This is a genomic window from Vibrio chagasii, assembly GCF_024347355.1.
Taxonomy (GTDB): Bacteria; Pseudomonadota; Gammaproteobacteria; order Enterobacterales; family Vibrionaceae; genus Vibrio; species Vibrio chagasii.
Map to the genome: position 1 here is coordinate 1,319,192 of NZ_AP025465.1, position 15,043 is coordinate 1,334,234.

Genomic DNA, 15,043 nt, shown 5'->3' on the forward strand with positions numbered 1-15,043 from the left:
AAGGTGAAGCGCTCGTGGTTGAGCGCTTTTTTGTTGGGTGACAGTTAGCTATTGTTCTCGGTTTAGGCTTTGTCTTTTCTACAAGATAAAGTGAACTGATTAATCAGGGATTCTAGGTGGTCAGACAGCTCTTCTAGATCAGTACTGATATTACGCGTCTCACCTGCCGATAGTGATGTGTCGTTAGCGTGCGATGTGATGGTTTCGACTTTCTGCTGAACATCTTTGGTTGCCTGGGTAGTAGATTGCGTCTGTTGTTGAATGTTCTGCGCATGGGCGAGCACCTGTTTCATCTCTTCGACAACACTATTCATTTCAATAGAGAGTGCATCAATGTCGGTAGAGCTTTGGTGTGCTTGTTCGCACACGCGATCGGCAGAGGTTAATGACTCTTCGCTGCCTTGTTGGAATTGGTGAATAATTGATTCAATACTGCCCGTGGCCTCTGCTGTTCGAGAGGCGAGGTGGCGAACCTCGTCCGCAACGACTGCAAATCCTCGGCCTTGTTCACCTGCTCTCGCAGCTTCGATTGCAGCATTGAGTGCTAAAAGGTTGGTTTGATCGGCAATGCCACGGATCACACTCAATATCGAAGACACTTCGCCTGTCTGTTCGTTGAGTGTGGTGATCTTATGTTTCACCTCTTCAATACTAGTAACAAGGTTCTTTATCTCGCTACTTGCATCATGGGCTTGGTTCGCACTTTTACATGCCACATCCGAAGTGTGATTGATGAGGTCAGATGCGGTTAATGTCGCTTGTTCTACATTCACCTGCTGAGCTTGTATTCCTTCAACATTACTTTGTACTTCAGCGGTCTCATTCTGCTGGTCGCTGGCGGCTTGCTCAGTAATTTGTGCGACGCTCGTCAGTTGATTAGCGGACGCGTTCAGCTTATGAGAGGTATCTTGTACTTGTTCCAAACTGCTTGATACTGTGCCCATAAACGAGTTAATTGATTTCGCCAGAGTGCCAATTTCATCTTGGCTCTGTTCCGGTAGGCGAGTGGAAAGGTTCTTATCGCTGCTGACTTGAGTCATAAAGCGAGAGGTTTTCTGAAGCGGGCGTACAATGATTTTACGAATCAGCCCCATCGTCAACACAAAGCCAGCAAAAGAGATCACTGCCATGATACCGATCGCAGCCATAGTTTGAGTGTTGATCAGCGAGTTAACATGACTCAGATTGTACTCTAGTCGAATTGCACCCAATACTTCACCTTCTGGTGCCATATGACACGCGACACAATTGGTACCACGATAATTCTCACTCGACTTCATTGGTAGAGCTATCACCAAGCCTTTACCCCAGTCAGCAGAAAATGGTTCGATGACGGTTTCGCCTGACAAGGCTCTTTTGTCAATCTCATCTACGGGTGTTTGGTTCTCGCTACCTGGTCCATATAACTTACTTACGGCATCGGCGCGTAAAACTCGAACGTCTTCAATACCTTCTTGCGCGAGCGCTTTCTGACGAAGCGTTTCTTTCTGTGCCATGGTGCCAGTTAACATCATCATGTTGAGGCTATCGAAGTAGTTGCTCGCTTTATCGTGAAGCTGTTCGCTCAACACCGAATTAACAAGTTGTTTTTGCTGGGAATATTGAAAGTAGGTGGATATTGCCAGTAGAAAGGTGAATACAATGGCAAGAGCAACCAGGATCTTGAAGGTTATTGTTGAGCGCATAGGTGTTTTTATTAATTCTGATGACGCGACTACTGTACTGGTAAGAGACCTTACCACCTATGGGGTATATTGAATTGTGTGACCATACTCCGGTTGTGGTTTTGTTTCTGTGATGTAGCGAGTTTGTATGTCAATTGGCGTCACACATGAGAGTCTAAAGAACGAGGGCTCAGTTTGGGCTGCTAGTGTAGTAAGTGAGTGGCAGCTATTACACATAAAATTGCTGTTTTGGATGGTCGAGTTGTATTAGTCAGGTTGTCTTCTATTAATAATGATTATTGTTTTTTGATGTTTGGTGGTTAATTAATGTCCAAATGCTTGTTTTGTTCAATTTAATAGCAAAAAATGTGGTTATAGCGTTGTGTTTCAGAGTTCATTCGATAATATGAAGTGACCTCTAATGACAGAGGAAGGGCAGCAACGGATACGCTGCTTTAAATAATATGGAATGTGACTTATTGATATTGGACACATACATGAAATTCAAGATTACATCACCGATCATCGAACCCACAGAAGGGTCACCACATCAGAACATGGCTTCTTCATCTGCTCACACCTCTCTATACTCTCGCTTGTACTACTCGTTTTCTACTGCCTTTTCGCGATTTAACTCCGCTTATCGCTCCTATCGATATTCGTTTTAAAGCTTAACTTCTTTCGAATTTTCTTTGCATCTTGGTTGATGACAGAGAACTACACCTATTAAAAACTAAATAAATAAGTTAAAGACAATGAATATTAAAATGATGGGTAGCTCCCTAATTATCGCTGGTACCGCTCTTGGTGCTGGTATGCTTGCAATCCCAATGGTATTAGCTCAATTCGGATTGCTTTACGGCACACTGCTAATGGTTCTGATCTGTTTCGGTACCACTTACGCCGCATTACTACTTCTTGAAGCAACCATCAAAGCGGGTGGTGGCTTAGGATTAAACTCTATCGCTAGAAAGACACTTGGCAAACAAGGGCAGCTGATCACCAATGGTCTGCTTTACGCCTTACTGATTTGCTTGCTAATGGCTTACATCTTAGGTGCGGGTGACTTGCTGAGTAAGTTGCTGTCTAACCTCGGTGTCGATATTACTGCAACAACGAGTCAAATTACTTTTACCTTGATTGCCGGTGCTGTTGTGGCGAGTGGAACAGGCGTGATTGATAAGCTCAACCGTGCACTGTTCTTCGTGATGCTAGCAAGCTTGTTTGCAACGATGGCGTTTCTAGCGCCAAGCATGACGCAAGATAACTTACTGCAGGTAACGAGTCACAATCATGTGGACTTAATCAAAACGAGTGCAATCCTGTTCACTAGCTTTGGTTTCATGGTGGTGATTCCAACGTTGGTTTCTTACAACCATGAAGCAACCGATAAACAGCTTCGTAATATGGTGATTGTAGGCTCGCTTATTCCTTTAGTGTGTTACCTATGTTGGTTGTTTGCCGTGGTAGGTAACTTGAGTGAAGAGCAGTTTAGAAGCTTCCACAATGTATCTGACTTGATGGCTGCATTTGAAGCTCAGTCGCCATGGGTTGGTACCGTGCTATCTATCTTCACTGGTTTGGCTCTGCTGACTTCGTTCTTTGGTGTGGCCATGTCGCTATTCAACCAAAACCGAGATATGTTCAACCAGAACACGGCGGTGACTTACTGCATTAGCTTTATCCTGCCGCTAGCGGGTTCACTGCTGGCTGCGGATAAGTTTCTACAAGTGCTGAACTACGCTGGCATCATTCTGGTGTTCTTGGCGGTATTCGTTCCTCTGGTCATGGTTCACAAGCAACGCTTTATGAAAGTAGCAGAAGACAGGTACAGCGCAGAAGGTGGCAAACCAATGATGCTTTTCTCATTGTTGTTTGGTTGCTTCTTACTTATCTCTCAAGTGATTTAATCAATCGATTCAGTTGCTGTGACTGGCAGCAACTGATAATGAGGTATACAAAAAGGAACGCATATGCGTTCCTTTTTATTGCTCGTTTGTTAGCGAGAGTCGATTAACAAACAACCTTAACAGCCAAACCACCTTGAGATGTCTCACGGTATTTAGCGTTCATGTCTTTACCTGTTTCTAGCATTGTTTCGATAACTTTATCTAGAGAAACAGTAGGAGCAGAAGAACGACGAAGTGCCATACGAGCAGAGTTGATTGACTTCACTGCAGCAATACCGTTACGTTCGATACATGGTACTTGTACTTGGCCTGCAACTGGGTCACATGTAAGACCTAAGTTGTGCTCCATGCCAATTTCCGCAGCCATACAGACTTGCTCAGGGCTACCACCCATAAGCTCAGCAAGACCAGCCGCAGCCATCGAACATGCCACGCCAACTTCACCCTGACAGCCAACTTCTGCACCAGAGATAGAAGCGTTACGCTTATAAAGACCACCGATAGCGCCAGAAGCCGCGAAGTAACGGATGTAGTCTTTCTCAGTCACAGTCTGGATGAACTTATCGTAGTACGCCAGAACAGCAGGGATGATGCCACATGCGCCGTTTGTTGGTGCAGTAACTACACGACCGCCAGCTGCGTTCTCTTCGTTTACTGCGAATGCGAACATGTTTACCCAGTCAACAACAGACATTGGATCGTTTGTTGTTTTTTCTGAAGTCATTAGCTGTTGGCGTAGTGCAGCAGCACGGCGAGGTACACGCAGCGGACCAGGCAGGATACCTTCAGTATTCATACCGCGATCCATACACTCACGCATTGTTTTCCAGATGTTTGCGAAGTAAGTACGAGACTCTTCGTCAGAGTGGAAAGCTGCTTGGTTCTTCATAACCAGAGTGCTGATAGAAAGACCGCTGTCTTTACACTGATTAACTAGCTCTTCAGCTGTTGTGAATTCGTAAGGTGCTTTGATTGGGTTCTCTTCTTCTTTGCCGAAGTTCTCTTCGTCAACGATGAAACCACCACCAATTGAGTAGTAAGTTTTTGAGTATGCAACTTCGTCGTCAATCCACGCGTGGATGCTCATGCCGTTCTCGTGCAGAGAAAGGTTGCTAGTATGGAAGTTCATACCACCATCGCGAGGGAACGAAACTGTGTGACAGTGCATGCCAACAGGAAGGCGTTCAGTTTCTTCTACGCGAGCAATAAAGCCCGGGATAGAATCGATATCAACACGCTCAGGAGTATTGCCAGCAAGACCCATGATGATTGCGATATCTGTGTGGTGACCTTTCCCTGTCAGTGATAGTGATCCATATACGTCAACGGTGATTTTAGTGATGTCGCGCAATTTTCCCATTGAACGTAGGTCATCAATAAATTCTTTACCCGCTTTCATTGGTCCAACTGTGTGCGAGCTCGATGGACCAACACCGATTTTATAGATATCAAATACACTAATCATAGCGATTACCTCAAAAAGAGAGCCTCCCAAGGGGAGTAGGGAGGCTCATTTATTATCATTATATTTTGTGTCTAATCTTGCGATATAAGATGAAAGGCATCTTATAAAAGCTGCTTATAGATTAAAGAGCGCCGTAGATTACAGAACTAATAGCCGCTAGACCACATAAAGCTGTAAAGATTTGTACAGGTGCTGAAGTTTTGTACTTAGCCATTGCTGGTACTTTGTTCATCGCGAATACAGGCATTAGGAACAGGATAGCTGCAATCATTGGAGCACCCATTGTTTCAATCATGCCTAGGATGCTTGGGTTAACTATCGCAACAATCCAAGTAGTCACAACGATGAACGCTAGAGATACTTTTTCGATAGTGCTTACTGAAGAACCAGAGCGAGACTTGATTAGACCAACAAGACCTTCGTGAGCACCTAGGAAGTGACCGAAGTAGCTAGAAGTGATTGCTGCGAACGCTACTAGAGGACCCATGTAAGAGATAAGTGGAGACTCGTGAACGTTAGCTAAGTAAGAAAGTACAGAGATGTTTTGTGCTTGCGCTGTTGCTAGTTGCTCTGGAGATAGAGAAAGTACAACAGAGAATACGAAGAACATAACGAAACCCATTAGCATCATTGCCGCACCGCCAGTGATAGCGTCAGTTTTCTTAACTGCGTTTTCACCGTATACACGACGTTGCTCTTTAGAGAACTGAGAGATGATTGGGCTGTGGTTGAAAGAGAACACGATGATTGGAATTGCAAGCCAGATAACAGAAGGCATTGTTGACCATTCAGGCGTTACTTCCATCATTGAAGTGTTCCAATCTGGAACTAGGTAGAAAGACAGTGCTAGTAGGATGAATACTAGTGGGTAAACCATTGCTGAAGTTGCTTTCAACATTAGTTCTTTACCGAATACAACGCCCGCTGTCATAGCAAGAATAAGTGCACCAGAAAGAAGAGGACGAGGAATAGACTCCATGCCCATTTGGTTTACTAGGAAAGAATCAACAGTGTTTGTGATACCAACACCGTAAATCAGAACGATTGGGTAGATAGCGAAAAAGTAAGCGAAAGTAATAAGGTTTGCGCCGGTCTTACCGAAGTGTTCTTCTACTGTATCTGTAATGTCAGCTTCAGGTTTTTTTGCAGACAGTACGAAACGTGCTAGAGATTTGTGTGCGAACCAAGTCATTGGTGCAGCAATAAGAGCTAGGATAACTAATGGCCAAAAACCACCCGCACCAGCTTTAATTGGAAGGAATAGTACGCCAGCACCAACTGCTGTACCGAATAGTGATAAACACCAGGTAAAATCTTTATAGTTAAACTTGCTTGAATCTTTAACGGCATTTGCCGAAGAAGTTGTTGTGTTCATGTTAAATTACTCATTTTTTGGGAACAGGAAATAAGTCGGGGCTAATTCTGCAGAATTTTCTTCGGCAAAAAATAGATCTAAATCATGTAATGAAACGGCGTGTCACATGATATGCGAAAAACGGATTTTTGATCACGAAAATGCCGTGCTACATGTGATTTATGTTCATGTCTGACATTATTTTTTTTTATCCGAAAGGGGTGCCTGTACAGATTTATACCAAGTAAACGTTTGCGTAAAATTGCATTAATAAATCTGTTCCATGGAAAGGCTGGCGTTTGTTAACAGAGATTAAACAAAACGTAGTTGCTATGTAATTTGTTGCACTACATGTTGCTGCAAGGATTGGATGATTTGTGCCGTGACGCCCCATATAAGGTGCTCTTCGAAGGGCATGGCGAAAACACGATGTTTGATTTTCTTAAAGTTTACTGTGTGGCTATGCAGCTTCGCTTGGTCTAAAACATAGGTAGCTGGAACTTCAAAAATGGACGCAACCTCGTTCTCATCAATGATGGGTTTATAGTCAGGATCGACTAATGCGACAATTGGTGTAACAGAAAATTTACTAATAGTACTCAAGGTGGGTAATTGCCCAACAATTTTAACCTGATCCGATCGAATTCCTACCTCTTCATGAAGCTCTCTAAGTGCAGTAAATTGCATAGATGGGTCGGAAAGCTCGTGTTTACCGCCAGGAAAGCTAACTTGCCCCGGGTGATGCTTTAAATGAGCCGCTCTTTTAGTAAAAATGACATGTAAACCATCTTCCCTTTCAACTAAACCGACCACAACGGCCGCTTTGCGCAATTCATCATCACTAATATGAGAAACGCGCTCTACTGATTCAGGGTGATAACCAGCAGGAGGGTTAAGTTGAAACTGCTGAAGGAAATTATCTCGGTTCATAACATGCCAATATATTGATTATTATGCCTTTAAGTATAGGCACAACCGACAGTGGAACGCCAACCTAACCAGCATCGGAGCTGTTAACCTTTAGAACTGCCTGTGATTGCTTTGGCTACTTACTGTTTCTCGGTTTTTGCTATATTCAATATGAGCATATGGGAGAGTCAACTTGGGCGAGGTCATAAAATTAACCAAGAAAACGTACTTTTTTTGATTAAGAATTTGATAACAACAACTTAGTGACTCATTCTAAAAAGAAATAGATCAAAAGGTATGAGATGAAAGGAATCATATTCACCGAATTTTTAGAGCTTGTTGAAGATAAGTTCGGTTTAGAGCTTTTGGAAGAAGTGCTAGAAATGTCGGAAGATGAGGGGATCTACACAGCGGTTGGTAGTTATGACCATAAAGATCTAGTGAAGCTCATCATTAACCTAAGTAAAAAAACGGATATTGATGCCGCCAGCTTGCAACGAGTGTTTGGCCAATCGGTGTTCAAGAATCTATTGGCTTCAATTCCAAATAAAGCGAGTCTCAAAAACAGCAACACGACGTTCCAATTTATTCAGCACGTTGAGCGTTACATTCACGTTGAAGTGAAAAAGCTCTACCCAGACGCTGAGCCACCGGAGTTTAGCTTTATCACGACAACAGAAGCCCAGCTTGTTTTCGATTATAAAAGCGCACGATGCATGTCTCATGTTTGTTTAGGGCTAATCGAGGGTTGTGCCGAGCACCATGGCGAATCGATTGTAGTTGACATGACACCTCAAAATGATGACCAAAGTGTGGTTAGGTTTAATCTCAAAGTAGACAAGTAATATGAGTTTGGTAACCGCGCTAGAGAACAAACTAAAGCGCCAAATAGCCGCCCGCAAAGTGGCTGAAGCTCTGTTGGAGCAAAAAAGTCTTGAATTGTTCGAAGCCAACCAACAGCTGGAGCTTGCCCTGCGGCAGTTGGAAAAACGTTCCAATGCGAACATTCGTCGTATCGACTTTCAAGAGCAAATTGATAATCTATTGATAGATTTTGGTCGCGCGTTTCTTCGAAGCGACTTAGATGATGTGATGCTGTCTCAACTGACCACAAACGTGACAAACAGTTACCTTATTGAAGCTAGCCGCTTAATATTGCCATCGAAGCTGCTCCCACAACTTCAAACCTGCGATTATGGTGATGCATCGGTTGGTGACTTCGACCCAAAAATCGGAGAAGCACAATGGGAAGGTGATCTACTCACTGTACCGCTTGAAATTGAGAAGGTTATCGTTGGAGCATTGATCGTAAAGGTCAACCTATCTGAACAAGATGTCGATTTTATCGAGAGCCAACTCTTATTGGTGACAGATCTTATCTGCAGTGCCATTACTCACCAATTAGCTATCAATCGAAATATTGAGTCTCGTAAGCGAGCAGAGGAATCTGAACGGGCGACACGCGATTTTGTGGCGATGATTAACCATGAGCTAAGAACGCCGCTCAACGGTTTATTGGGAAGTGCTGAATTAATCAGTGATACCGAGCTCAACAGTTCCCAACGTGAAATTGTGAATAACCTAAGTCAATCAGGTGAGTTTTTAAGGACCATCATCAATGACTTATTGGACTACAGCAAAATCAATGCGGGTATGTTGGAGCTGATTCCAAAGAAGTTTGCACTGCTTGATTTAAGAAACACCATTGAAAGCATCTTTACGAATCGAGCCAAAGAGAAGCAGCTTGAATTTAATATCAGCGTGGCACCAAATGTTCCATCTCACTTCAAAGGCGATTTAGAGCGCATTACTCAGCTCTTTGTAAACCTCATCGGTAATGCGATTAAGTTTACCGAAGAGGGGCATGTGAACGTTGATATTGAATGGGACAACGAGCATTTCGTTTTCTCTGTGGAAGATACTGGGGTTGGGATTGCTAAATCCGCCCACAAAACACTCTTCGAACCTTTTACACAGGCGGATAATTCGAGTAGCCGAAATTATGAAGGTACAGGCCTTGGTTTAGCGATTTGCCGTAAGTTAGTGGCGTTGATGAGTGGCGACATTGGGGTGAGCAGTGTTGTAGGTACTGGCACCACCTTTACTATTTCGGTTCCGCTTCAAGTGGTCGATATGCCAACAGAAAGCGACCAAGTATCGAAAGGCTTTGAAACTGAGGTCGAACTGTCATTACTTAAAGTGTTGGTGGTTGATGATATTAAGATGAACCAGATCATCATCCAACAGATGTTACGTAAACATGAGATAGAGCCAGCCATTGCCAGTAATGGTATTGAGGGGCTGGAATTGGCGTCTCATAATGAGTATGACATTGTATTTATGGATTGCCGTATGCCAGTGATGGATGGTTTTGAAGCAACAGAGAAACTCAGAGCGAAAGGCTATGAAAGATCTATTGTTGCATTGACTGCGGGAACGACCTTAGAAGAGCGTGAACGCTGCATTCAGTGTGGTATGGATGACATTCTGAGTAAGCCATACACTGCCAACGACCTTAAAGATATGCTCAAGAAGTGGGGCATGACTCCGTCCAATGCCGCCTGATTAGTATCCATATATTATTTGAGAGACTAAAAAGCCGAAGTGATCATTTAGATGACTTCGGCTTTCTTATACTTTTAGCGTTTAGTTAGCCCAGCACTCTTCAAGCACGGGTAGGATACGGCTTAGCTTATCTAGCGTCTCTTGGTATTCAGACGCACAATCACTATCGAATACCACACCTCCGCCAGCCCAAGCGTAAAGCGTATTGTTCTCCGCCACTAAAGTACGGATGGTAATGCTGGTGTCCATCCTGCCGTTTCGGCTAATGTAGCCAATGCTTCCACAATAAGCAGATCGTCTATGTGGCTCCAGTTCTTCGATGATCTGCATTGCACGAACTTTAGGTGCACCAGTAATAGAACCACCGGGGAAGCAAGCCCTCAGTAGATCTGTCGCTGAGTATTGATAATCAAGGTCGGCCCTTATTGTACTCACTAAGTGATGCACAGCAGGGAAGCTTTCAATATCGAACAATTTAGGGACATGAACCGTTCCTGGCTTTGCCACTCGCCCGATATCGTTACGAAGTAAATCTACAATCATCAGGTTCTCAGCCTGATCTTTATCTGCGCTCGCTAGGTCTTGTGCATTCGAGTCATCAATCACATGGTCATCCGAACGAGGGCGAGTGCCTTTGATCGGTTTCGTTTCAATAACGTTATCTTTTAGCTCTAGGAAGCGTTCTGGTGAGACACTAATAATGGCACTGTTCGCCAAACGGATAAAACCAGAAAACGGAGCAGAGTTATACTGTTCTAGTTTTTCGTAGGCCAACCATTCGCTGCCTTGGTATTTTGCATTGAAGCGCTGAGCCAAGTTGATTTGATAGCAGTCGCCAGACAGTAGGTATTCTTGAACGCTATCAAACTTCTCTGCGTAGCTCTGCTCGCTCATGTTCGATTGCCACGGTGTCGTCAGGCTAAATTGCTCTGCTTGAGGTTGAGCTTGTTGTTGAGATAACCAATCCCAGTGAGCTTCGATGTTTTGCCCAACCACACAAGCTGTCTTTAACTTGTGGTCAACCACAATCGCCCATTCATAAAGACCCACCGCCATATCTGGTGCATCAATATCACGCGTTGAGGTAGCAGGAAGTGTTTCCACTCGTCGACCTAAATCGTAGCTAAAGTAGCCTAAGGCGCCACCGATGAACGGCAACTCAGAGTGCTCATTCGTGGCCGGTAACAATTGCTGCTGATAGTAGTTTAGCAGTTCGAAAGGATCGGAATCTGAAACCTTACACGTCTCTTTAACATTAATGGCGGTTTTTGCACCAATTGTTTCGAAGGTGGCGATGGGTTGAGCAACTAAAATGTCGTATCGACTATCAACGTGGCTTTCTGAAGCAGAGCGTAATAGCATTGCCCACGGCAGGTTTTCGATATGAGAAAACAGCTGTTTAGCTAAAGTTGGTTGATATTCAAGCGGCTTGATTTGGATAGCGCGAAATTCGTTGTTATTCATTTGTTTAATTTGTGACAAAGAGTTCGATCACTGCATGGCTTGTGAGAGGAAGCAAGAGTATCATAAATTGAAAATAAAATGGGTTCTTGATTAGAACGGTGTAATCCAAGTGGTTTAGTTTAAAGCTATGCAAGCGATTGCTAAAGCAACTAAATACAGCTCAACATTATAAAAAGCTAAACCTACTGATCTCATTTAGCGTTATTCGTTAAATAGTGAACCCACATGGAACTAGAACAATAAAGAGGCATGCAATGACGGTTATTCGTAAGCAAGATGTGATCAGCAGTGTCGCTGACGCACTTCAGTACATTTCTTATTATCACCCTTTAGACTTTGTCCAAGCCCTAGAAAAAGCGTACGAGAAAGAAGAGAGCCAAGCAGCTAAAGATGCGATCGCTCAGATTCTGATTAACTCACGTATGTCTGCGGAAGGTCACCGTCCTATCTGTCAGGATACAGGTATCGTTACTTGTTTCGTGAACATCGGTATGGATGTGAAGTGGGAAACGGATCTAACAGTACAACAAATGGTTGATGAAGGCGTTCGTCAAGCTTACAACAACCCAGATAACCCACTGCGTGCATCTGTCCTAATGGACCCTGCAGGTAAGCGTATTAATACTAAAGACAACACTCCTGCGGTTGTTCACATTAATATGGTTCCTGGCAACAAGGTTGAAATTCAAATCGCGGCGAAAGGCGGCGGTTCTGAGAACAAAACTAAGATGGTTATGCTAAACCCTTCTGATGACATCGCAGAATGGGTAGAGAAGACGCTACCAACGATGGGTGCAGGTTGGTGTCCACCGGGTATGCTAGGTATAGGCATCGGCGGTACTGCTGAGAAAGCGGCGGTACTGGCGAAAGAGTCTTTGATGGAACACATCGATATCCAAGAGCTTATCGAGAAAGGTCCTGAGAACGCAGAAGAAGAGCTTCGTTTAGACATCTTCAACCGCGTAAACAAACTAGGTATTGGTGCACAAGGTCTTGGTGGTCTAACTACCGTTGTTGATGTGAAGATCAAAACAGCACCAACACACGCAGCGTCTAAGCCTGTTTGCCTAATTCCGAACTGTGCAGCAACACGTCACGTTCACTTCACACTAGACGGCAGCGGCCCAGCAGAGCTAACGCCACCTAAACTAGAAGAGTGGCCAGACATCACTTGGGAAGCGGGTGCAAATACACGTCGCGTGAACCTTGATGAAGTAACCAAAGAAGACGTTCAAGAGTGGAAGACGGGTGAAACGGTTCTTCTATCAGGCAAAATTTTAACGGGCCGTGATGCAGCGCATAAGCGTATTCAAGGTATGCTTGAAAGCGGTGAGGGTTTACCTGAAGGCGTCGATTTTAAAGGTAAGTTTATCTACTACGTAGGCCCTGTGGATGCAGTCGGCGACGAAGCGGTAGGTCCTGCGGGTCCAACAACGTCAACACGTATGGATAAATTCACTGACATGATGCTAAACGAAACAGGCATCATGGGTATGATCGGTAAGGCGGAACGTGGCCCTGCTACGGTTGAATCAATCAAAGAGCACAAAGCGGTTTACTTGATGGCTGTAGGTGGCGCGGCTTACCTAGTTGCAAAAGCAATCAAGAAAGCACGTGTTGTGGCGTTTGAAGATCTTGGTATGGAAGCGATTTACGAGTTTGAAGTTGAAGACATGCCAGTAACAGTTGCGGTTGATTCAACAGGCGCAAACGCTCACCAGATCGGCCCTGACACATGGAAAGTGAAAATTGCCGAAGCTGAAAAAGCTTAATCAACCGAAGTCAAAAAGTCGTAATTGATGCTGACTCTAGCGTTTGAATTGTAAGTTTTGACAGAAAGTTAAAGACAAAAGTGCAGCATTATCTGCACTTTTGTCTTATTATCAATGATATAGTGATAAACACATCGTTTGATATAAGAACATAGGAGAGAGGAATGCCTCGTTTTATTCAGATCCTACAAATTATCTTGGCAGTGGTGATTGGTAGTTTCATTGGTTACGATTTGATCTTGCACGGAATCAGCATCTTTAACGAAAAATACGTAACCATTACATGTGTATTGTGGTTGATTGTTGAGATAGCACTGTTTGTTATCTACAAACTCATAGAAGACGATTAGTCTGCTATTCATTAAAAAATTTTAAAGCCCCTGATTATGAATGTAGTCAGGGGCTTTTATTCATCTAGCATTAAGAATGGATATTGCATACTCACTACTATTAGTAAAAGAACAAGCAACAGCATACAAACTATCCCAATAGGGAAAGAACATAGGCTTGCCTCTCTATCATCATAACCAGCTTGCCTAAATATCACGGAGTCGTTCAAATGAAACACCTAACTCAAGAAATGAGTGACTTTATAAGCAGAGGAACGGATTCTCACATTAGAGTAGCGGTCACGGGTCTGTCTCGTGCAGGTAAAACAGCATTCATTACCTCGTTGGTTAACCAACTTCTTCATACCTCTACTCATAAGAATTTACCGCTTCTTGCTTCAGCGAGAGACGGAAGAATTATTGGTGCAAAGCGCATCCCACAACACAACATGATGATTCCGCGCTTCTCTTATGACGAAGCGATGGAATCATTAAATGGTCAGCCACCTGAATGGCCAGTACCGACGCGCGATGTCAGTGAAATTCGCTTGGCCATCAAATACAAGCCGGCAAAAGGCGCGAAGAAGTTACTGAGTAAAAACAGTACCCTTTATCTCGACATTGTTGACTATCCGGGTGAATGGTTACTTGATTTACCATTATTGGATATGGATTTTGAAACGTGGAGCCAATCTCAGTTTGCCGCATTAAAAGGTGACCGAGAAACTTACTCGCAAGAGTGGAGCGCAATGCTTGGCGACGTTGACTTGTTGGCTGAAGCTGATGAGAAGAAGCTGGTCACCATTGCCGATAGCTACACTCAGTATCTTCATACTTGTAAGAGCAATGGACTACATTGGGTGCAACCGGGGCGATTTGTATTACCAGGTGAGCTTGAAGGCGCGCCTGTGTTGCAGTTTTTCCCATGCGTAGCACCACAAGGTAAATTCTCGAAAACAAGTAACTATGCGGTGCTGAAAGCTCGCTATGAAGAGTACCAACAGAAGGTTGTTAAAGCGTTCTACAAGAATCATTTCTCAACCTTCGACAGACAAATTGTGCTGGTGGATTGCTTGCAGCCACTCAATGCAGGTTACGACTCTTTCATGGATATGCGTGGTGCACTTGAACAGTTATTGAAGAGCTTTAAATATGGTCGAAGCAATATCCTGAGACGTTTGTTTGCTCCGAAGATCGACAAGATCCTGTTTGCAGCGACTAAGGCAGACCATGTAACACCAGATCAGCACCCAAACTTGGTGTCACTGCTGCAACAGATGGTACACCCAGCGTGGCAACAGGCGGCGTTTGAGCATATTGATATGAGCTGCATGAGCATCGCATCTATTCAAGCGACCAGCGCAGGTTATATCTCGTCGGGCTCGGACAATGTGCCAGCGCTGCAAGGTGTTACTTTGGATAACGTTCCTCAGACTATGTATCCGGGTGAGGTGCCACGCAAGCTGCCGAACAAGCAGTATTGGGAAACCAACCAGTTTGATTTCACGAGCTTTAGGCCAATGGAGCAACATTCTGATGAACCTTGCCAACACCTAAGAATTGATAAGGTTTTAGAGTATCTCATTGGCGATAAGTTGAAGTAATTGAGGC

Annotated in this window: 11 protein-coding genes; 6 read left to right on the top strand and 5 right to left on the bottom strand. The window is 44.0% G+C overall.

The genetic code is table 11. The features are described 5' to 3' along the window. Window positions 1-62 precede the first annotated feature (62 nt). Window positions 63-1,685 (bottom strand): methyl-accepting chemotaxis protein, encoded by a 1,623-nt coding sequence (locus OCV52_RS06125; RefSeq protein ID WP_137407527.1) that lies wholly within the window; start codon window positions 1,683-1,685, stop codon window positions 63-65. 734 nt (window positions 1,686-2,419) lie between these two features. Here OCV52_RS06125 and OCV52_RS06130 point away from each other — a divergent pair. Then, window positions 2,420-3,574 (top strand): amino acid permease, encoded by a 1,155-nt coding sequence (locus OCV52_RS06130; RefSeq protein WP_170222443.1) that lies wholly within the window; start codon window positions 2,420-2,422, stop codon window positions 3,572-3,574. A gap of 103 nt (window positions 3,575-3,677) precedes the next feature. Here the strand turns inward: OCV52_RS06130 and OCV52_RS06135 are convergent, their stop codons facing one another. The 3 genes from OCV52_RS06135 to OCV52_RS06145 all read right to left on the bottom strand — a co-directional run bounded on the left by OCV52_RS06135 (window position 3,678) and on the right by OCV52_RS06145 (window position 7,323). Beyond that, window positions 3,678-5,039 carry an L-serine ammonia-lyase gene (locus OCV52_RS06135; protein ID WP_137407526.1) on the bottom strand — a complete coding sequence of 454 codons (1,362 nt, stop codon included), beginning with the start codon at window positions 5,037-5,039 and terminating at the stop codon, window positions 3,678-3,680. 121 nt (window positions 5,040-5,160) lie between these two features. Beyond that, window positions 5,161-6,414: an aromatic amino acid transport family protein gene (locus OCV52_RS06140; RefSeq protein ID WP_137407525.1), complete on the bottom strand. Its 1,254-nt coding sequence runs from the start codon at window positions 6,412-6,414 to the stop codon at window positions 5,161-5,163. A gap of 309 nt (window positions 6,415-6,723) precedes the next feature. Continuing rightward, entirely contained in the window at window positions 6,724-7,323 is a 600-nt protein-coding gene (locus OCV52_RS06145; RefSeq protein WP_137407524.1) for a CoA pyrophosphatase, read from the bottom strand. A gap of 281 nt (window positions 7,324-7,604) precedes the next feature. Here OCV52_RS06145 and OCV52_RS06150 point away from each other — a divergent pair, with 281 nt between their 5' ends. Together OCV52_RS06150 and OCV52_RS06155 are read left to right on the top strand one after the other, a co-directional pair. Then, entirely contained in the window at window positions 7,605-8,147 is a 543-nt protein-coding gene (locus tag OCV52_RS06150; protein WP_137407523.1) for a heme NO-binding domain-containing protein, read from the top strand. A gap of 1 nt (window position 8,148) precedes the next feature. Next, window positions 8,149-9,867 carry an ATP-binding protein gene (locus OCV52_RS06155; protein WP_137407522.1) on the top strand — a complete coding sequence of 573 codons (1,719 nt, stop codon included), beginning with the start codon at window positions 8,149-8,151 and terminating at the stop codon, window positions 9,865-9,867. A gap of 81 nt (window positions 9,868-9,948) precedes the next feature. On the opposite strand, the gene pabB is transcribed toward OCV52_RS06155, so the two are convergent. Continuing rightward, entirely contained in the window at window positions 9,949-11,331 is a 1,383-nt protein-coding gene (pabB, locus tag OCV52_RS06160) for an aminodeoxychorismate synthase component I (protein ID WP_137407521.1), read from the bottom strand. A gap of 254 nt (window positions 11,332-11,585) precedes the next feature. On the opposite strand from pabB, the gene OCV52_RS06165 reads away from it, so the two are divergent. From OCV52_RS06165 to OCV52_RS06175, 3 genes are all read left to right on the top strand, one after another. Next, window positions 11,586-13,103: a fumarate hydratase gene (locus OCV52_RS06165; protein WP_004741550.1), complete on the top strand. Its 1,518-nt coding sequence runs from the start codon at window positions 11,586-11,588 to the stop codon at window positions 13,101-13,103. 164 nt (window positions 13,104-13,267) lie between these two features. After that, window positions 13,268-13,453, top strand: a complete 186-nt coding sequence (locus OCV52_RS06170; protein ID WP_137407520.1) for a hypothetical protein — start codon at window positions 13,268-13,270, stop codon at window positions 13,451-13,453. Window positions 13,454-13,662: 209 nt separating this feature from the next. Beyond that, window positions 13,663-15,036: a YcjX family GTP-binding protein gene (locus tag OCV52_RS06175; RefSeq protein ID WP_137407519.1), complete on the top strand. Its 1,374-nt coding sequence runs from the start codon at window positions 13,663-13,665 to the stop codon at window positions 15,034-15,036. The last annotated feature ends 7 nt before the right edge of the window (window positions 15,037-15,043 follow it).